The organism is Streptomyces sp. NPDC002868, assembly GCF_055563295.1.
Genome location: NZ_JBVHDR010000002.1, coordinates 444,411 through 462,105, shown reverse-complemented (window position 1 = coordinate 462,105; position 17,695 = coordinate 444,411). Strand labels below are relative to the sequence as shown.

General features: G+C 69.3%; 18 protein-coding genes. 12 read left to right on the top strand and 6 right to left on the bottom strand.

Annotated features, from left to right (window positions below; translation table 11 throughout):
* The first annotated feature begins 60 nt into the window (after positions 1-60).
* Complete coding sequence (locus ACZ3H8_RS07985) at positions 61-822, top strand: hypothetical protein (RefSeq protein WP_467398846.1); 762 nt, start codon at positions 61-63, stop codon at positions 820-822.
* Here the strand turns inward: ACZ3H8_RS07985 and ACZ3H8_RS07980 are convergent.
* Positions 815-1,186: a DUF192 domain-containing protein gene (locus ACZ3H8_RS07980; RefSeq protein ID WP_467398843.1), complete on the bottom strand. Its 372-nt coding sequence runs from the start codon at positions 1,184-1,186 to the stop codon at positions 815-817. The genes ACZ3H8_RS07985 and ACZ3H8_RS07980 overlap by 8 nt on opposite strands.
* A 104-nt stretch (positions 1,187-1,290) precedes the next feature.
* Between ACZ3H8_RS07980 and ACZ3H8_RS07975 the strand changes: the two genes are divergently transcribed.
* The 5 genes from ACZ3H8_RS07975 to ACZ3H8_RS07955 all read left to right on the top strand — a co-directional run bounded on the left by ACZ3H8_RS07975 (position 1,291) and on the right by ACZ3H8_RS07955 (position 6,803).
* Positions 1,291-2,088 carry a prepilin peptidase gene (locus tag ACZ3H8_RS07975; protein ID WP_467398841.1) on the top strand — a complete coding sequence of 266 codons (798 nt, stop codon included), beginning with the start codon at positions 1,291-1,293 and terminating at the stop codon, positions 2,086-2,088.
* A gap of 399 nt (positions 2,089-2,487) precedes the next feature.
* Positions 2,488-3,339 carry a hypothetical protein gene (locus ACZ3H8_RS07970; RefSeq protein ID WP_467398838.1) on the top strand — a complete coding sequence of 284 codons (852 nt, stop codon included), beginning with the start codon at positions 2,488-2,490 and terminating at the stop codon, positions 3,337-3,339.
* Complete coding sequence (locus tag ACZ3H8_RS07965; RefSeq protein WP_467398836.1) at positions 3,336-4,292, top strand: hypothetical protein; 957 nt, start codon at positions 3,336-3,338, stop codon at positions 4,290-4,292. Before ACZ3H8_RS07970 ends, ACZ3H8_RS07965 begins: the two co-directional genes overlap by 4 nt.
* The gene (locus ACZ3H8_RS07960; protein ID WP_467398833.1) at positions 4,289-5,176 is read left to right on the top strand and encodes a hypothetical protein; all 888 of its coding nucleotides are present in this window, start codon (positions 4,289-4,291) and stop codon (positions 5,174-5,176) included. The genes ACZ3H8_RS07965 and ACZ3H8_RS07960 overlap by 4 nt, the downstream gene beginning before the upstream one ends.
* 76 nt (positions 5,177-5,252) lie before the next feature.
* Entirely contained in the window at positions 5,253-6,803 is a 1,551-nt protein-coding gene (locus ACZ3H8_RS07955; RefSeq protein WP_467398831.1) for a DUF2079 domain-containing protein, read from the top strand.
* On the opposite strand, the gene ACZ3H8_RS07950 is transcribed toward ACZ3H8_RS07955, so the two are convergent.
* The gene (locus ACZ3H8_RS07950) at positions 6,781-7,932 is read right to left on the bottom strand and encodes a winged helix DNA-binding domain-containing protein (protein ID WP_467398828.1); all 1,152 of its coding nucleotides are present in this window, start codon (positions 7,930-7,932) and stop codon (positions 6,781-6,783) included. The two genes, ACZ3H8_RS07955 and ACZ3H8_RS07950, sit on opposite strands and share 23 nt — an antisense overlap.
* 107 nt (positions 7,933-8,039) lie before the next feature.
* Between ACZ3H8_RS07950 and ACZ3H8_RS07945 the strand changes: the two genes are divergently transcribed.
* Complete coding sequence (locus ACZ3H8_RS07945; RefSeq protein ID WP_467398826.1) at positions 8,040-8,393, top strand: winged helix-turn-helix transcriptional regulator; 354 nt, start codon at positions 8,040-8,042, stop codon at positions 8,391-8,393.
* A 267-nt stretch (positions 8,394-8,660) separates the two neighbouring features.
* On the opposite strand, the gene mgrA is transcribed toward ACZ3H8_RS07945, so the two are convergent.
* On the bottom strand, positions 8,661-9,698 hold the full coding sequence (mgrA, locus tag ACZ3H8_RS07940; RefSeq protein ID WP_467398823.1) for an L-glyceraldehyde 3-phosphate reductase: 1,038 nt from the start codon (positions 9,696-9,698) through the stop codon (positions 8,661-8,663).
* Positions 9,699-9,804: 106 nt separating this feature from the next.
* Here mgrA and ACZ3H8_RS07935 point away from each other — a divergent pair, with 106 nt between their 5' ends.
* The 4 genes from ACZ3H8_RS07935 (at position 9,805) to ACZ3H8_RS07920 (ending at position 14,729) form a co-directional block, all read left to right on the top strand.
* Entirely contained in the window at positions 9,805-10,566 is a 762-nt protein-coding gene (locus tag ACZ3H8_RS07935; RefSeq protein ID WP_307661385.1) for an isoprenyl transferase, read from the top strand.
* 320 nt (positions 10,567-10,886) lie between these two features.
* Complete coding sequence (locus tag ACZ3H8_RS07930) at positions 10,887-12,209, top strand: PhoH family protein (protein ID WP_307661384.1); 1,323 nt, start codon at positions 10,887-10,889, stop codon at positions 12,207-12,209.
* A gap of 392 nt (positions 12,210-12,601) precedes the next feature.
* The gene (locus tag ACZ3H8_RS07925; RefSeq protein ID WP_467398820.1) at positions 12,602-13,294 is read left to right on the top strand and encodes an aggregation-promoting factor C-terminal-like domain-containing protein; all 693 of its coding nucleotides are present in this window, start codon (positions 12,602-12,604) and stop codon (positions 13,292-13,294) included.
* A gap of 118 nt (positions 13,295-13,412) precedes the next feature.
* On the top strand, positions 13,413-14,729 hold the full coding sequence (locus tag ACZ3H8_RS07920) for an AI-2E family transporter (protein ID WP_467398817.1): 1,317 nt from the start codon (positions 13,413-13,415) through the stop codon (positions 14,727-14,729).
* On the opposite strand, the gene ACZ3H8_RS07915 is transcribed toward ACZ3H8_RS07920, so the two are convergent.
* The 3 genes from ACZ3H8_RS07915 to ACZ3H8_RS07905 all read right to left on the bottom strand — a co-directional run bounded on the left by ACZ3H8_RS07915 (position 14,695) and on the right by ACZ3H8_RS07905 (position 16,613).
* The gene (locus ACZ3H8_RS07915) at positions 14,695-15,366 is read right to left on the bottom strand and encodes a Uma2 family endonuclease (protein ID WP_467398815.1); all 672 of its coding nucleotides are present in this window, start codon (positions 15,364-15,366) and stop codon (positions 14,695-14,697) included. The two genes, ACZ3H8_RS07920 and ACZ3H8_RS07915, sit on opposite strands and share 35 nt — an antisense overlap.
* Before the next feature lie 152 nt (positions 15,367-15,518).
* Positions 15,519-16,052 (bottom strand): alkyl hydroperoxide reductase, encoded by a 534-nt coding sequence (locus tag ACZ3H8_RS07910; protein ID WP_307661380.1) that lies wholly within the window; start codon positions 16,050-16,052, stop codon positions 15,519-15,521.
* Between the two features lie 6 nt (positions 16,053-16,058).
* Positions 16,059-16,613, bottom strand: coding sequence for a peroxiredoxin (locus ACZ3H8_RS07905; RefSeq protein ID WP_467398812.1), 555 nt, complete (start codon positions 16,611-16,613; stop codon positions 16,059-16,061).
* A 130-nt stretch (positions 16,614-16,743) separates the two neighbouring features.
* Between ACZ3H8_RS07905 and ACZ3H8_RS07900 the strand changes: the two genes are divergently transcribed.
* Positions 16,744-17,688 (top strand): LysR substrate-binding domain-containing protein, encoded by a 945-nt coding sequence (locus ACZ3H8_RS07900; protein WP_467398809.1) that lies wholly within the window; start codon positions 16,744-16,746, stop codon positions 17,686-17,688.
* Positions 17,689-17,695 lie beyond the last annotated feature (7 nt).

Here is a 17,695-nt window from a genome sequence, read left to right as displayed (position 1 = left end):
GGTTGTTAGCGTGCGGCGACGGGACAGCTTCACGGCAGCGGGAAGCGGGATGGGGCGCGGATGAGGCAGCGTACGGCAGCGGTGGCAGCGGCCCTGACCCTCGCGGTCGGGCTCACGGCAGCCTGCGGCGGGGAGGGCGGCGACGGCGACACCGCCGACAAGCCCCGGCAGAAGAAGGCCGCCACCGCGAAGCCCGTTCCCGCGACGCCCACACCCGCCGAGCCCGCGCAGCCCGGCGCCTCGCCCCCCAAGGCCCTCTCCCAAGCGCAGTTGGCGAAAGCCATCCTCGCCAAGGGCGACGTACCCGGCTTCAATGTCGCACCCATGGACGCCCCGCCGCCCCAGGGCGAGACCGCCGACAAGACCGAATGCGCCCCGCTCACCGCCGTCATCAACGGCAGGCCCGAGCCCGTCGCCCAGGCTTCCGCGTACCGACAGCTCACCGGTGTCAAAGACAACCGCCCAGCCGTCGCGGAGTTCCTCACCACCCACGGCGTGCAGGGCGCCACGACCGCGCTCAGCCGGCTGCGCGCCGCCGTCAAGGCGTGCGAGGGGGGCTTCAGGGCGAGCGGCGGCGAAGGGCCGTCGACCTACCGGGGCGCAATGGCGCTGCCTGTCGCGGCGCAGGTGGGTGACGACGCGTTCGCCTACCAGGTCACCGGCGACTACGAGGGCGAGTCCGTGCCTCTCGTCTTCCACGTCGTACGCTCCGGCGGCACGCTGGCCACCTTCTACACCGCCAACCTCGAAGGGCCGCAGACCCCGCGGATCCCGCCCGCCCTGCTCACCGCCCAGGCGGACAAGCTCACCAGGCTCAAGTAGCGGCCGCAATACTCAGCTGTACGCCCGGGCGCAGGCCCCAGCCCGCCATGGCCCCGGCCTCCGCCTCCAGCACATGCCGTGCCCGCAGCCGCGGCCTGCCGAGTCGGCCCGGCTTCATCGTGTGGACGTCGACGACTCTCAACTCCCGGTCCAGATACGCCACATCGATGGTGAAGCGCATCCGGAAGGTGTGCACGCTGTTGCAGGGGGTGAGCAGGATCGCGCCCTCGATCCCGTCCCGCCCCAGCAGTCCGCGCCGCCGCGGCCCGTACGTAGCCGCGATTTCAACCGGCAAGGGCTCGTCCGACGCGTCGGCGGTCCGCAACGTTCCCATGCCGTTGTGCCATTGACGCCGTCGGCCCATGGCCGTACACCGTAGCGTCCGGCGCATCCTCGTGGGCCCCGGATCACCAGGATTGGGCCCCAGGGCCCATGACCGCACCCGCGGTCCCGCCTACGCTCGCTGCCGTGTACGCCACGCTGATCGTCGTCGCCGCCCTCTGGGGGGCCGCCACGGGGCTGCTCGTCCCGCGAGCCGCGTACCGGCTCTCCGTCGAGCCGGAGGAGCCGTGGCGCGAGAGCTGCCCCGCCGGGCACGCGTTCACGGGGCCCGCCCGGGGCTGGCTCGGCGGCGCGTGGTGTGCGGACTGCGCCACGGCCGTTCCCGCCCGGAAGGCGGCAGGCACCGCGGCAACCCGCGACACCGAAGCACCCGCACCACGTCCCGTCCCCCTCGTCCCGCTCGTCACCGCCCTCAGCTGCGCCGCCCTCGCCGCCGCCACCGGGCCGCGCCCCGAGCTCGCCGTCTGGCTGCTGCTCACGCCCTTCGCCGTACTGCTCGCCCTCGTCGACCGCAACGTCCACCGGCTGCCCGACCAGCTGACCCTCCCGCTCGCCGCCGCGGCCGCCGCGCTCCTCGGGCTCGCCGCGCTGCTCCCCGGCGACGCGGGCTCCTGGCCCGCGGCGCTGCTCGGCGGACTCGTCCTCGGCGCCGCCTACTTCGTGCTCTTCCTCATCCACCCCAACGGCATGGGCTTCGGCGACGTCAAACTCGCCCTCTCGCTGGGCGTCGTCCTCGGTTGGTACGGCTGGGCGGTGCTCTTCACCGGTGCCTTCGCCGGCTTTCTGCTCGGCTCGGTGTACGGGCTCGGTCTCGTCGTCCTGCGTCGCGCCGGCCGCAAGACCGCGATCCCGTTCGGGCCTTTCATGATCGTGGGGGCCCTTGCAGGACTGCTGCTCGGCGGCCTCGTAGCGTCTGGTTTCTGATGTCCCCTTCCATGCATTGTGGCCCCTGTCTGGCCCAGTGGACAGGGAAGTTGGACGTGCAGGTGTGCTGGCGTTCCCCTGTTCAGTGATCTACGAGTCGCGGCCAAGACGTGTCGGCACATCCCTGACTTCCTGGATCCTGCGGGACGGTGATGTCCCGCCAGTGGTGGACGTCAAGCCCATGGTCCGCGCCGCATACCGGGACGATGGCAGATCCGGTGGCGACCGGCCTGGAGCTTCAGCGTTCGGGGGCGTCGGCCCTGGCGGTCACCTTGATCACGAGCTTCTTCGCCCTATGCGGAACTGTAATGCGCCGCGCCGCAACCCCACCCGCCCCCCGCGTGTCAGTTCTGTGCGCGGATAACGGAATCCGCGCCTCAGGTCTCGTGGGGGGACCCTTTGGAAACGCAGGACACACAGGCGCTGGAGCCCGTGCCGCAGCCCGCGCAGGAGCTCGCGGCGTTGCCGGTGACGACAGCGGCCCCGGCCCCGGAGCCGGAAGCGGAGGGCGAGCCCGTGAGCCGACCCGCCCGCCGCCGTGGCCGCACCACGCTGATCGTCGCCGCTGCCGCCGTCATCGGCCTTGTCGGCGGTACGGCCGTCGGCTACGGAGTGCAGGCCGACCGCGAGCCCACGCCGCTGCCCGCGCTGAGCCGGGAGGATCTGGCGTACCCGGCGAAGCCGCTCCCGGAGGACAAGCGCCCGGCGCCGCTGTCCGCCGGCGAGGACCGCAAGGTCAAGACGGACGGCGATCTGCGCAAGCTGCTGCTCGCCAAGCCGTCGGGTGCCCGCAAGGCCCACATGTGGTGGGTGAACGACGGCTGGGTGGACACGGCGAGCTACGTCCTCGACTTCGAGAGCGAGGCCTACATGTTCGAGACCCTCGTGGAGTCGGACATCCGCCGGGTCGCTGTGGTCGCCTGGCAGCAGGGCGAGTTCAAGAACGCGAACATCAGGCTCGTCCAGTTCCGCTCGGGCCAGGGCGCCAGGGACCACGCAGAGGGCCAGCACGACTACATGCCGGAGGCCGAGGACGGCGCGGGCAACGAGGGCGACGCGCTGAACGGCAGCGGGAACGGCCGGTACTACCTCTACAAGGTCCATGAGAAGGCGGGTTATCTGCCGCTTTACCGGGCCCGTGCCATCTTCCAGCGCGGCGACATCATGGTCGACATCAACATCTTCGACACCAAGCGCATCAGCAAAAACGACATCCGCACCCTGGCCGAGCGACAGCTGGAGCGCCTGTGAACGAGGACCGGAGACCGCAAGACCAGCTCGCCGAGCCGGTCTCGGAGACCGAGGCCCAGTCCGTGCCGGAGCCCCAGCCCCAGCCGGTCGCGGCAGCTGACGCCCGACCAGTTGCGGAAGCCGATGCCCCGCAGCCCGTGCCGGAGCCGGAGGCCCAGCCCGTCGCGGAGCCCGACGTCGCGCCCGTACGCAAGCCCGCCCGCGTGCGCCGCCTCCTCGCCACCGTGCTTCCCTCCGTGCTCGTCCTCGGCGCCGTCGCCGGCGGACTCACCTACACCGGGCTCACCGTCGACCGCGCCGACCGCACCGCCCCGACCACCACATGGGGCCCGGCCGATGACGACCCGGCCAAGGACCCGGCGAGCAACGCCGGGCGCGGCCGGGCAGCGACACCGCTCAGCAAGCTGCTGCTGCCGGTGCCGCTCGGCTACCGCCTCGGCCCGGACATCGACTCGTACGGAAACGACGGCGAGATCGGGGACAAGGAGGCCGTCGCCCTCATCAAGGAGGGAGGCCGCGGTCTGTCCGGCAAGAAGCGCCGCGACTTCGAGAAGCGGATCGACAAGCTGGGCGTCAAGGGCATCGCCCTGCGCTCGTTCGCCTCGGACGCGAACGACCTCGTCGTCGAGGTGCAGATCACGCAGATGAAGGACAAGAAGCGGATCCACGATCTGTTCGAGCTCAGGACGGAGCTGGCCGAGCTGCTCGAGTTCCGCAAGGGCCCGAAGATCAAGGACCACAAGAAGTCCGCCTGCTTCCTCTTGCCTCAGGGCAACGCGGACCGGGAGGACAAGGACAAGTCCGACCTGGAGGCGATGACCTGCTCGGCATTCGACTCCGAGCTGTTCGTGAGCGTCACCGCCTACGGCACCAAGCCGTTCGACAAGTCCGCCGTCGCCGAGCTGGTGAAGAAGCAGCTCGACCACATCGCGTCCCCTGGGGAGTACGTATGACCGAGCCGACCACGGAAACGGCACCCGTGCCCCCGATGCCGGAGGCGCCACCCGCCGTTCCCGCCGAGCCCGTCGGCCCGGAAGCTCCCGCTGCAGCCCCCGCAGCCCCCGCAGCCCCCGTCGCCGTACGCGACCGCCGGGTCCTGCGGGCCGTGGCCCGCTGGACCGTCGCGGTGCTCGTCTGCGGCGGCCTCGGCGCAGGGACCGCCGTGGGTATCACGTCGATGGAGCGCACGGACGTCCCGGGACTCGCCACCGAGAGCGACGGCCGCTGGGACTATCCGAAGCTGTCGCTGCCCGCGCTCCCGAAGGACACCCCGCGCCCCTTCACCGAAGGGAACAGGGAAGAGATCCATTACGTCGATGAGCGGAAACTCCTGCTGCCCGCGCCGGCGACGGCGACCGTCGACAAGAAGCTCAACGGCGGTTGGGTGACGTCGAAGCAGTTCACCGCCGAGTACGAGGAGGGGAAGCGGGCCGACCTTGAGCTCGCGCTCAAGGACTACGCGGTCCGGCACATCGCGGCCCGCGGCTGGACCATGCCCGACGGCACGGCTTCCCGGGTGTATCTGCTTCAGTTCGACTCGGCCGCCTCTGCGGACTCGTTCAAGGACGACGAGATCGGCATCGGCGCGACGCCCGGAGCCGCACTGGCCGGCACGGCCGAGTTCAAGCTCGACCCCGACTGGGACACCTCGGGCAACGACCTGCCGACCGCGACGTACGTCTACCTGGAGAACCCGCCCGCAGGCGCGGAAGAGACCCGCCAGGCCTATGTCGTCGCGGGCGACACCCTCGCCCTGATCGTCCAGTCCCGGAAGGACAAGGCCCACCCGGTCCCCTTCCACCAGACCGTCGTGCTGCAGAACCAGCTGCTGAGCTGAGCCCACGAAGCTGGCCGTCTGCATCGGGGCGGTCAAGCCCGTCCAGTACGGGCAGGCCCGTCTAGCATCTGGACGCATGCGGACATTTTCTGACAATGCGGCGCCGCGTGGACTGCTGCGCTCTCTCGTTCCCGTCCCCTCTCCGGAGCCCGGATCCCGCCCCACTGCCCGCTTCCCCGCCGCCCTGCTCCCCTGGAGCTGGGCGGCGGCGTTCTTTCTGCTCTACGCCACCGTCTCCGTACGCCGTCATACGCTGCTCCGCACCACCGGCTACGACCTCGGCATCTTCGACCAGGCCGTCCGCTCCTACTCCCAACTGCGTCCGCCCCTCGTCCCGTTGCGCGGCGAGCAGTTCAATCTGCTCGGCGACCACTTCCACCCCGCGCTCGCCGTCCTCGCCCCCCTCTACCGCGTCTGGCCGTCCCCCGTCTGTCTTCTTGTCGCCCAGTCCGCGCTCCTCGCCCTCGCCGCCGTACCGCTCGTGCGCTGGGCCCTGCGGGTGCTCGGCCGGCGCTCTGCGCATGCCGTCGCCCTCGGCTACGGACTGAGCTGGGGCATCGCATCGGCCGCCGCCTTCGACTTCCACGAGGTCGCGCTCGCCGTGCCGCTGCTCGCCTTCGCCCTCGAGGCACTGGGCCGACGGCGCTGGGGGCCGGCCGTCGCCTGGGCCGCCCCACTGGTCCTGGTCAAGGAGGACCTCGGGCTGACCCTCGCCGCCCTCGGCTGTTACGTCGTCTGGAAGGGTCCGCGTCGCCTCGGCGTCGTCACCGCGGTGGCCGGTCTGCTCGCATCGGCCGTGGAAATCAAGCTGCTGCTGCCCGCCTTCAATTCCGCGGGCGGGTACGCACACGGCGGCCTCCTCGCCGAGGGCGCGCACAGCTCCCTGCTCAGCACCCTCGCCTTCGCCCCGCTCGACGCCCTGCGCCCCGACATCAAGGCCATGACCGTGATCCTGGTCTTCGCCCCGTCCGCGTTGCTCGCCCTTCGCTCGCCGCTCGCGCTCCTGGCCCTGCCCACGCTCGCGTGGCGCATGCTGTCGCAGAACGGCTTCCACTGGGGCACCTCCTTCCACTACAGCGCCGTACTGATGCCGATCGTCTTCGCCGGCCTCATCGACTCCCTGCGACAGTGGCGCGACTCCGACCATCCGCTGGCCACCCGCCAGATCCGCGCCTCGCTCGCCACCGTCCTGGCCGTCACCGCCGTCATGGTGCCGCCGTTCCCGCTCGCCCAGCTGGCCCAGCGCGCCACCTGGCAAACGACGCCACACATCGAGGCGGCCCGCTCGCTGCTCGACCGGATCCCCGACGGCGCGACCGTCGCCGCCTCCAACCGCCTCGCTCCGCAGCTCACTTCGCGCTGCGAGGTAGTCCTCTTCCCGGCCTTCCCCGTCGACGCGCGGCTCTATGAGTACGACAGGAAGCAGCTGCCCCGCCCCACCGCCGAGTGGATCATCCATGACAGCAAGGCGCCCGAGGCCTGGCCGTACAAGACGGGCCACTGGCCCTACCCGCCCGCGCAGCAAGCCGCCGAACTGGAGGCCGCGCAGCGGAAGTACGGCTACGAGCGCATCGCCCAGCGCGACGGCGTCACCCTGCTACGCCTCAGGCATGCCCCCCGACCGTGACCTGCCCCACCGTCAACTCGGCCCGCCCTTCGAGGACTTCGCCGACCTGCTCCACCTGCTCTTCGAGCTCCCGGCGCCGCGCGGCGCCGAGTGTCTTCCCGATCGGTTCCACCGTCACCGCGATCCGCCGCCCGGAGCGCCGCTGGTGCCACACCCCGGCAACGGTCCCGTCGACGAGCACCACGGGGTAGTTACCCGCCTGCCCGCCTGCCAGCGCCCGCTCGTACGCGGCGCCGGGGAAGAGCAGCTCGCGCGGCTGCGAAGCGATGGTGTACGCGTCGAAGTACGGCAGCAGCCGCACACCCCGTGCGGCCGCGTCGGGGAAGCCGGTGTCACCTGCCGCCACCCAGGCCGGGCCGCCCTCGAACGCCACTTCCTCGATCGCTCCCTCGCCCGTCAGCGTTGTGAACAGCTCGATGGCCCAACTCCCGGGCGCAGCCAGCCACGTGGCGAAGTGCCGCGGTGTTGCGGGCCCGTAGGCGTGCAGATAACGCCGTACGAGATCCGAGAGCGCGGCGGCTGACTCCCTGGGGGTCACGCCGGGGCTGGTGTACGTCACTTTGCGGCCGCGGTTGGGTCCGAAGGCAAGCACCCCACGGTGCGCGGCCGTGTGCGTCATCTGCCGCCAGCGCGGCCACTTGTCCTGGAAGGCGTCCATCACCCGGTCCCCGGCCCAGGGCCCGGTGCGCGCCACGATCGCGTCCGTCAGCTCGTCGATCGTCAGCTCGGCGCCGACAAGTGCGTCCCCGATGGCCGCGACGACCTGGTCGGTCTGCTCGGCGGTCATCCGTACGTCTGCGGGCAGCGGACTCGCCCCGGCCGGGATCGCGGACAGCGCCCCGGTCCACAGCGGCAGATCTGCCGCGGCCAGCAGATGGACGGTGCCCCGCGGTCCGTATGTCTTCACCAGGCTGCCGTCCGTCCACAGAGCCTCACGCACATCGGCCCGTGTCCGGCCGCCGTCCAGCCGCAGCGCGAGGGACAGCTCGGCGGCGGACAGCACCTGCGCATGCGCCCCGAGCATGGCGGCGGCGATCCCGGCGGGGGAGCTCTTGGCGGGGGCGGCCAGCCCCTGGCGCCTGAGCCGGCGGGCGTTTGCTTCGGTCCACGTCACACTGCGCGTCGTCATGCGAACGACTCTAGGATTTGTCTAGGACAGCTCTTGTCCTCATTGTGACTCCCGTAGAGTGACGTACTGGCGAAAAGGTAAGTGTTGGACGCATAGGAGGAGTTGCGGTGGCCAAGGTCAAGCCTTCTTACACCTGCGGTCTCGACGCCGCCGTGGACGTCGTCGGCGGGAAGTGGAAGCCGCTCATTCTCTGGGCGCTGCACGACGGGACGTACCGCTTCGGGGAGCTGAAGCGCCATGTGAGCGGCGTCAGCGAGAAGATGCTCATCCAGCAGCTGCGCGAGCTGGAGGCGGACGGCATCGTGCACCGCGAGGTGTACCGGGAGGTGCCGCCGCGCGTGGAGTACTCCCTCACCGAGCTCGGGCAGGCGCTCAACACCGCTCTGCTGCCGCTCGGCGAGTGGGGCGACATCTTCATGGAGCGGATTGTCGCCAACAAGACCAAGGAACCAGTGGCCTGACGAGTTGCCGGAACGGCCCTGCGTCAATCCGGCGCCCGCGCCCGGGGGTCACCCTTGGGGGGTACGGCTCCGAGCCGCCGCGAGGCCGGCACCAGGCACTTTCCGCCCCGGGTCACCGGCCGCCCCGCCGTCTGCCGCATTCGGAGCGTAGTTACGGCATGGCGTGGCACTCAGCACCACATACGAAGGGTTATGGTGGAAACCCCCCCTCGGGCCGGTCCGTATCCCCCCCACGGACCGGCCCGTTTTCTCTTCTCCGGCCTTGTGTCAGCTCCGCCCGGCCCAGATGTTGGTGCCCTCGGTGTCCACGGCGAACGCGTCGATCTCCTTCAACTCGTCGGCGCTCAGCGGCTGTCCGGCCAGCGCCGCGACGTTCTCCTCAAGCTGCTGCACGCTGGAGGCGCCGATCAGCGCGGAGGTCATCCGCGGGTCCCGCAGCACCCAGGAGATCGCCAGCTGGGCGAGCGACTGGCCGCGCCGGGCGGCGATGTCGTTCAGCCCGTTCAGCCGCCGTACGACCTCGTCGGAGAGCAGGCCCGGGTCCAGGGACTTGCCCTGTGTGGCCCGCGAACCCTCCGGGATGCCCTTGAGGTACTTGCCGGTGAGCAGGCCCTGCGCGAGAGGCACGAAGGAGATGCAGCCCATGCCGGCGCTCTCCAGCGTGTCGAGCAGTCCGTCGTCCTCGATCCAGCGGTTGATCATCGAGTACGAGGGCTGGTGGATGAGGGCCGGGACGCCCATCTCCTTCAGCAGCCCGGCCGCCTCGGCGGTCTGCTCCGCGTTGTACGACGACACACCCACGTACAGCGCCTTGCCCTGCTGCACGGCGGAGGCCAGCGCGCCCATCGTCTCCTCGAGCGGAGTGTCCGGGTCGAAGCGGTGGGAGTAGAAGATGTCGACATAGTCCAGCCCCATCCGCTTCAGGGACGCGTCGAGCGAGGACAGCAGATACTTCCGCGAGCCCCACTCGCCGTAGGGGCCGGGGTGCATGAGATAGCCCGCTTTGGTCGAAATGACCAGTTCGTCGCGGTACGGCGCGAAGTCCTGCGCAAAGATCTTGCCGAAATTCAGCTCGGCCGAACCGGGCGGCGGGCCGTAGTTGTTTGCCAGGTCGAAGTGCGTCACGCCCAGGTCAAAAGCGCGGCGCAGGATCGCGCGCTGCGAGTCGAGCGTGCGGTCGTCGCCGAAGTTGTGCCAGAGGCCGAGCGAAAGGGCGGGGAGCTTGAGCCCGGAGCGGCCGGTACGCCGGTACTCCATCGACTCGTAGCGGCTCGCGGCGGCTTGGTAGGGGGAGGAATCAGTCACGCATCCCTCCCTATCACGGACTTGTGACAGGCCGGGTTGGGCCGCTGTGGCCCGTGCGCAGTACTGTGGCGGCTTCGGGGACTGCCGCACGGAGGGTACAAGAACAGTGAACCTGCGCGACCTGGTGTACGGGCTCTACGCACGCCGGGTGGAAGGCCGACTCGACCACGCCCAGGTGCCCAAGCACATCGGCGTCATCCTCGACGGCAACCGGCGCTGGGCCAAGGCGTCGGGCGGAACCGCCGAGCAGGGGCACAAGGCCGGCGCGAGCAAGATCCAGGAGCTCCTCGGCTGGTGCGCCGAGACCGATGTCGAGGTCGTCACCCTCTGGCTGCTGTCCACGGACAATCTGGACCGCCCCGAGGAGGAGCTCATCCCGCTCCTCGGCATCATCGAGAACGCGGTCCGCGACCTCGCCGCCGACGGCCGCTGGCGTGTGCACCACGTCGGCACGCTGGACCTGCTGCCCGACCGCACCCAGTCCGTACTGAAGGAAGCCGAGCAGACGACCGTAGGACGGGACGGCATACTCGTGAATGTCGCCGTGGGCTACGGCGGCCGCCAGGAGATCGCGGACGCCGTGCGCTCCCTTCTCCTGGAGCACGCCGACAAGGGCACGAGCTTCGAGGAGCTCGCCGAGATCGTCGACGTCGAACACATCTCCGAGCACCTCTACACCCGTGGCCAGCCCGACCCGGACCTGGTCATCCGCACCAGCGGTGAGCAGCGTCTGTCCGGATTCATGCTCTGGCAGAGCGCCCACTCGGAGTACTACTTCTGCGAAGTTTTCTGGCCGGCCTTCCGCAAGGTCGACTTCCTCCGCGCGCTGCGCGACTACGCCGCACGCCACCGCCGCTACGGCAATTGAGGCACCGCAGCCCCTCCCTTCCGTAGGCCCCCAGCAGAGGCAATCACCCTCTGTTCATCTATGCGTCGTCATATGCCATGGCATGGCTGCGCATGTTCGAGGGAATATCCCTTCCAGGTCGACGTCCGATCCACGAACGTCGTATCTCAGTGAGCGGCCCAGACCGTTCACCCGGGAGGCCCTTTGCACACGAAGGACCGCACCTCTTGTGCGGACTACGGGCCGGGCCGGAGCTCGGCCCGTGCATCGTGGCCGGAGCCCGGTCCCATCGCCCGCGACGCCGTCGCACCCCGACCTCATTCGAGGGGGTACGTCCTTCCGTGGTGAACAGCACAAAGCGCCGCATGCCCGACAGGCGCACCTACGTTCTCGACACCAGCGTCCTGCTGGCCGACCCGAATGCCCTGACCCGCTTCGACGAGCACGAAGTCGTGCTCCCGATCGTGGTGATCACGGAGCTGGAGGCCAAGAGGCACCACCCGGAACTCGGTTACTTCGCCCGGCAGGCGCTGCGCCTGCTGGACGACTTCCGGATCCGGTACGGACGCCTCGACGCCCCCATCCCCATGGGCGACCTCGGCGGCACGCTCCGTGTCGAGCTCAACCACTCCGATCCCGGCGTCCTTCCGGCCGGCTTCCGATTGGGGGACAACGACTCACGGATTTTGGCGGTAGCGCGCAATCTGCAGGCCGAGGGGTACGACGTCACGGTCGTCTCCAAGGATCTGCCCCTCCGTATCAAGGCCTCGTCCGTCGGCCTGCTGGCCGAGGAGTACCGGGCCGAGCTGGCCATCACCGACTCCGGCTGGACCGGTATGGCCGAACTGCCCCTCTCCGCCGAACAGGTGGATCTGCTGTACGGAGAGGAGACGCTGTACGTCCCCGAGGCGACCGACCTTCCCGTCCACACCGGTCTCGTCCTGCAGTCCGAGCGCGGCAAGGCGCTGGGCAGGATCACGGCCGAGGGCAATGTCCAGCTGGTGCGCGGCGACCGAGAGGCCTTCGGCATCCACGGCCGCAGCGCCGAGCAGCGCATCGCCCTCGATCTGCTCCTCGACCCGGACGTCGGGATCGTCTCGCTCGGCGGCCGGGCCGGCACCGGAAAGTCGGCGCTGGCGCTGTGCGCAGGCCTCGAGGCGGTCCTGGAGCGCAGGCAGCATCAGAAGGTGATGGTCTTCCGGCCGCTGTACGCGGTGGGCGGGCAGGAGCTCGGCTATCTGCCCGGCACCGAGGCCGAGAAGATGAGTCCCTGGGCACAGGCGGTCTTCGACACTCTCTCGGCCGTGGCGGGCCGTGAAGTGATCGAGGAGGTGCTGGGGCGCGGCATGCTCGAGGTCCTGCCGCTCACCCACATCCGGGGCCGCTCGCTGCATGACGCGTTCGTCATCGTCGACGAGGCCCAGTCCCTGGAACGGAACGTCCTGTTGACTGTTCTGTCCCGAATCGGGGCGAATTCCCGGGTTGTTCTGACTCATGACGTGGCACAGCGGGACAATCTGCGCGTCGGCCGATATGACGGAGTCGTCGCTGTTGTCGAGAAGTTGAAGGGCCATCCGCTTTTCGCGCATGTCACCCTCACCCGCTCCGAGCGCTCGCAGATCGCCGCGCTCGTGACCGAAATGCTGGAGGAAGGCCACATCTAGTACGGAATAAGGCAGTTGACGCCGCCCGGCGGGAGCGCAAGAGCGTAGCCGGGCGGCGTCTTGCTGTCCGCCGGTTTCCGTAAAACTCCTGGCCCAAACGGGGTGTGAGCTTTCACACGCAACGAAGAATTGCCTTGCGGCGTGGGCTTCCGGCAGAGTCTTGCTTCCGTCAGGCCCCGCATACGGCACACCCGCACCACCAGAGGTGCACAGCACCACACAACTCAAGACCTGCCGTCGTATGCCGCCCGCGAGCATCATGCGGCTGCTCTCGCAAGGGAGTTGCCCACCGGGCCCGCGCCTCCCGTGACCCAGGAAATGGGGAGGCCAGCGTCAGGGGCACGATTGCGCCCGCGAGGTCACCTATGCGGGCGATGCTGGAAGGACACCGTGTGAGCCGGATCTCGGTCCGGGGATTCGCAGTGGCATCTGCCACCGCGGTCACCACCGTCGGCGCCGTAGTGGGCGTTGCGTCGGGCAATACCCAGCCCTCGGGGGACAACCTCGAGGCAGCGGCAGCCGACGGGACGCTCCTCGCAGACATACCCGTGGGCCAGCAGGCCCAGGTTCAGGTCTCGTCCCTGACGCAGCAGGCCGATGCACAGGCCGCTGCGGCCGACGCGGCCGCGAAGAAGTCTGCCGAGGAAGCCGCCCGCATCCAGGCTGCCAAGACCGCCAAGGCGAAGAAGGAAGCCGCCGAGGAGGAGGCCGAGCGCGAGCGGGAGGCCGCGGAAGCGCGCGCCAACCGTGACGCGGTGCGCGACGCTTCGAGCTTCTCCGCGCAGAGCTCCTACACCGTCGCCGAGGTCAAGGCGATCGCACGACAGATGGTCCCCGCGGACCAGTTCCAGTGCTTCAGCAACATCGTGGACCACGAGTCCACCTGGAACTACCGTGCGCAGAACCCGTCTTCCGGCGCATACGGTCTCGTCCAGGCACTGCCGGGCTCGAAGATGGCCTCAGCCGGCGACGACTGGCAGACCAACCCGGCGACCCAGATCAAGTGGGGCCTGAACTACATGAACAGCCGCTACGACAGCCCCTGTGGCGCGTGGGCGTTCTGGCAGGCCAACAACTGGTACTAGGATCTGCCGGCACTCAACTTCGCGGAGCCCCTCACCGTCCTACGGTGGGGGGTTCCGTGCGTGTACGGTCGGTCCCGAAGAGCTCCCGGGGGGAGTGGTGGGGGGAAGAGGAAAGATCATGTCGACACTGCCAGGATGGCTCGCCGGGCTGGGCGCCGGTCTGACCCGGTTCTCGGAACGCCTGGACGAGCGCCGTGAGGCCGCGGCGGACGAGTTGTCCGATGTGCCCGATGACGTCATGCCCGCCCGGGACAGCGTCCCGCCGCCGCCCGCGTACGCGCCCACGGTCGCGGCCAGGCCCGACCCGGTCGTCGCGATCCCCTGGGGCATCCGCGTCGCGGCCGAGGCCGGCTGGCGGCTGCTCGTACTGGCAGGCACGCTCTGGGTGTTGATGCGCATCATCAGCGCCGTACAGCTGGTGGTCCTCGCCTTCGTAGCCGCTCTGCTCGTCACCGCGATGCTTCAGCCCACCGTGGCCCGGTTGAAGAACCTCGGCCTGCCGCGCGGGCTCGCCACCGCGGTCACCGCGATCGCCGGCTTCGTCATCATGGGCCTGGTCGGCTGGTTCGTGGTCTGGCAGGTCATGGACAACCTCGACAATCTCTCCGACCGGGTCAGGGACGGTATCGAGGAGCTCAAGCGCTGGCTGCTCGACAGCCCCTTCCATGTCACCGAGTCCCAGATCAACGACATAGCGAAGAACCTCAGCGACACCATCGGGACCAACACCGAGGAGATCACCTCGGCCGGTCTGCAGGGCGTGACGGTGATGGTCGAGATACTCACCGGGATTCTGCTGGCGATGTTCTCCACGCTCTTCCTGCTGTACGACGGGAAGCGCATCTGGGAGTGGGTGCTCAAGCTGGTCCCGGCGCAGGCGCGTGAGGGAGTCGCCGGAGCCGGGCCGCGTGCCTGGCGCACGCTGACGGCCTATGTGCGCGGCACGGTGATAGTGGCTCTCATTGACGCGATCTTCATCGGCCTCGGCATCTACTTCCTCGATGTCCCGATGGCCGTGCCGCTCGCCGTCTTCATCTTCCTGTTCGCCTTCATCCCGCTGGTCGGCGCGGTCGTCTCGGGCGCGCTCGCGGTCGTCGTCGCGCTGGTCACGCAGGGCGTGTTCACCGCTCTGATGGTGCTGATCGTCGTCCTGGCCGTACAGCAGCTCGAGGGCCATGTGCTGCAGCCCTTCATCCTGGGCCGCGCGGTACGGGTGCATCCCCTCGCCGTCGTCCTCGCCGTCGCGGCGGGCGGGCTGACCGCCGGGATCGGTGGCGCGGTGGTGGCGGTGCCGCTGGTGGCGGTGACCAATACGGTCGTCGGCTATCTGCGCGCGTACGGCAAGGAGCAGGCCCTGCGGAGCACGCCGCCCCCCGGGGCGCCGGCGGTCGAGGTCGCGCCTACTCCGGCGCCGGCGAGTCCGACGAGTCAGTAGGAGTAGCTGCCCGGGCTTTGCGCTCGCCGGCCTGTAGAAGTGCCGTGACGTCGAGGGTGACCTTGGCGCCGATGGAGTCGGGCAGGGTGACCTGGTGGCCCCGCGCGTGGAGCGTGTGGTTCTCGTACGTGGACTCGCCGGGGACAGGATCCGTCAGCAGGTGAACACGGTCATTCTTGCGGTCGACGATCATGTAGACCGGGATGGCTGCCTCGGCGTATGCGGCGACCTTGTTCTTGAGGTCGTTGTTGTAGTTGCTGGAGGTGACTTCCAGCGCGATGCGGAAGCAGGCCGGGTCGTAGCAGTTGTTCTCGATGAGGTGCTCGTCGAGATCGGCGTCCACCACGACGAGGTCGGGGATCGCGTAGTCCTCCGGCCCGGTCGGCAGCCAGAGACCGATGGCCTGAAGCACCCTGGTCTCCTCGCCGTGCAGGCCTGCCGCAAGGAAGGGGATCATGAGGGTGGTCAGTGCGTTGGCGTGACGGCCGTCTGCTGGTGGGGCCACAGTGATGACGCCTCCGATGATCTCGACGCGGTAGCCGGGGTTCTGCTCCATGAGCTGGTTGGCTGTTTCGAGCAGGGTCGGCGGCTCGTCGTCGTCGCAAGGCATGTGGTGCTCGACTGCTGCGGCAGACATGGCGCCTCCTCATGGCTGGTGTCGAGAGAAATCATCGTAGGCCGGTACGCCGCTCCGTGTCCGGTGCGCAACTGTGCGCCCGGACGGGTGAACGCAAAGGGCCCCGCCGACGATCACGTCGGCGGGGCCCTTCGAACGCCTGGGTACGTGGACTACTCGGCCAGGGCGGCTTCCGCGTCCAGGGTCGTACCGACCGCCTGGATCACCGCGGCGATTTTGAAGGCCTCCTGGATCGTCTCGCGGTCCACGCCGGCCTTGCGGAGCACCTGCTCGTGCGAGTCGAGGCACTGGCCGCAGCCGTTGATGGCGGAGACGGCGAGCGACCACAGCTCGAAGTCGACCTTCTCCACGCCCGGGTTGCCGATGACGTTCATCCGCAGACCGGCGCGCAGCGTCCCGTACTCCGGGTCCGACAGCAGGTGCCGGGTCCGGTAGAAGACGTTGTTCATCGCCATGACGGCGGCGGCCGACTTGGCGGCGGTGTACGCCTCGGGGGAGAGGTTGGCCTTGGCCTCGGGCTCCAGCTCGCGCAGCACCTTCGGCGAGCGCGAGGCGATCGCGCAGGCCAGGACGGTGCCCCAGAGCTGCTGCTGCGGCAGCTCGCTGTTGCCGATCACCGAACCGAGGTTCAGCTTCAGGTCCTTGGCGAAGTCCGGTACCGCGGACTTGAGTTCATCGAGGGACATTCCGGATCACTCGCCCGACAGGAGCGCGACCGCGTCCAGGGTGTTCTCGCCCTTGTTCCAGTTGCACGGGCACAGCTCGTCGGTCTGCAGGGCGTCGAGCACCCGCAGGACCTCCTTGGGGTTACGGCCGACGGAGCCGGCGGTCACCATGGAGAACTGGATCTCGTTGTTCGGGTCGACGATGAAGACGGCGCGCTGCGCGAAGCCGTCCTCGCCCTCGATCCCGAGGTCGCGCATCAGCTCGTGCTTGGAGTCGGCCATCATCGGGAAAGGCAGGTCACGCAGGTCGGCGTGGTCCTTGCGCCAGGCGTGGTGGACGAACTCGGAGTCGCCCGAGAAACCGAGGATCTGGGCGTCACGGTCGGCGAACTCTTCGTTCAGCTTGCCGAAGGCCGCTATCTCGGTGGGGCAGACGAAGGTGAAGTCCTTGGGCCACGCGAAGACGACCTTCCACTTGCCCTCGTAGGACTTGTGGGTGATCTCCGCGAACTCCTTGCCACTCTCCATCGAGACGCAGGCGGTCAGTTCGAACGTGGGGAACTGGTCACCGACAGTGAGCACGCGCTCTCCTTGCATATAGGAAGTCCCTTTTTGGAGTCTTCCGGGGGTTGGACAGATCTTGATACTGGCACAGAGTGCATTGATCACGGAAATAGCTAGACTCGGTCATCGTGATCGGAGGTACTTATCAGTGTCCCAGCCAAACAGGGGTAAACAGCCCAGCCTCGCTCAGCTGCGCGCCTTCGCCGCCGTCGCCGAGCATCTGCACTTCCGGGACGCGGCGACCGCAATCGGGATGAGTCAGCCCGCGCTCTCCGGTGCCGTATCGGCGCTGGAGGAAACACTCGGTGTCCAGCTCCTGGAGCGTACGACCCGTAAGGTGCTGCTCTCCCCGGCCGGCGAGCGGCTCGCGGTGCGGGCCAAGGCGGTGCTGGACGCGGTCGGCGAGCTGCTGGAGGAGGCCGATGCGGTACGGGCCCCCTTCACCGGGATCCTCCGGCTCGGCGTGATCCCGACCGTCGCGCCGTATCTGCTGCCGACCGTGCTGCGGCTGGTGCACGACACGTACCCAGATCTCGACCTCCAGGTCCACGAGGAGCAGACGTCGTCGCTGCTGGACGGGCTGGCAGGCGGGCGTCTTGATCTGCTGCTGCTCGCCGTGCCGCTCGGAGTGCCGGGCGTCACCGAGCTGCCGCTCTTCGACGAGGACTTCGTCCTGGTCACGCCCGACGACCACTGGCTGGGCGGCCGCCAGGACATCCCCCGCGAGGCACTGCGCGAGCTGCACCTGCTGCTGCTCGACGAGGGCCACTGCCTGCGTGACCAGGCACTGGACATCTGCCGGGAGGCGGGCCGTACCGAAGGCGCCCCGGTGACCACCACCGCCGCCGGTCTGTCGACCCTGGTGCAGCTGGTCGCGGGCGGGCTCGGCGTGACGCTGCTGCCGCGTACCGCGGTAGAGGTGGAGACCGGCCGGGGCGGGCGGCTGCAGACCGGGTACTTCGCCGAGCCGGCCCCCGCTCGCCGGATCGCCCTGGCGATGCGCGCGGGTGCGGCACGCCAGGGCGAGTTCGAGGAGTTCGCACAGGCGCTGCGGGACGCGATGCGAGCGCTGCCCGTACGAGTGGTGCGCTGACCATACG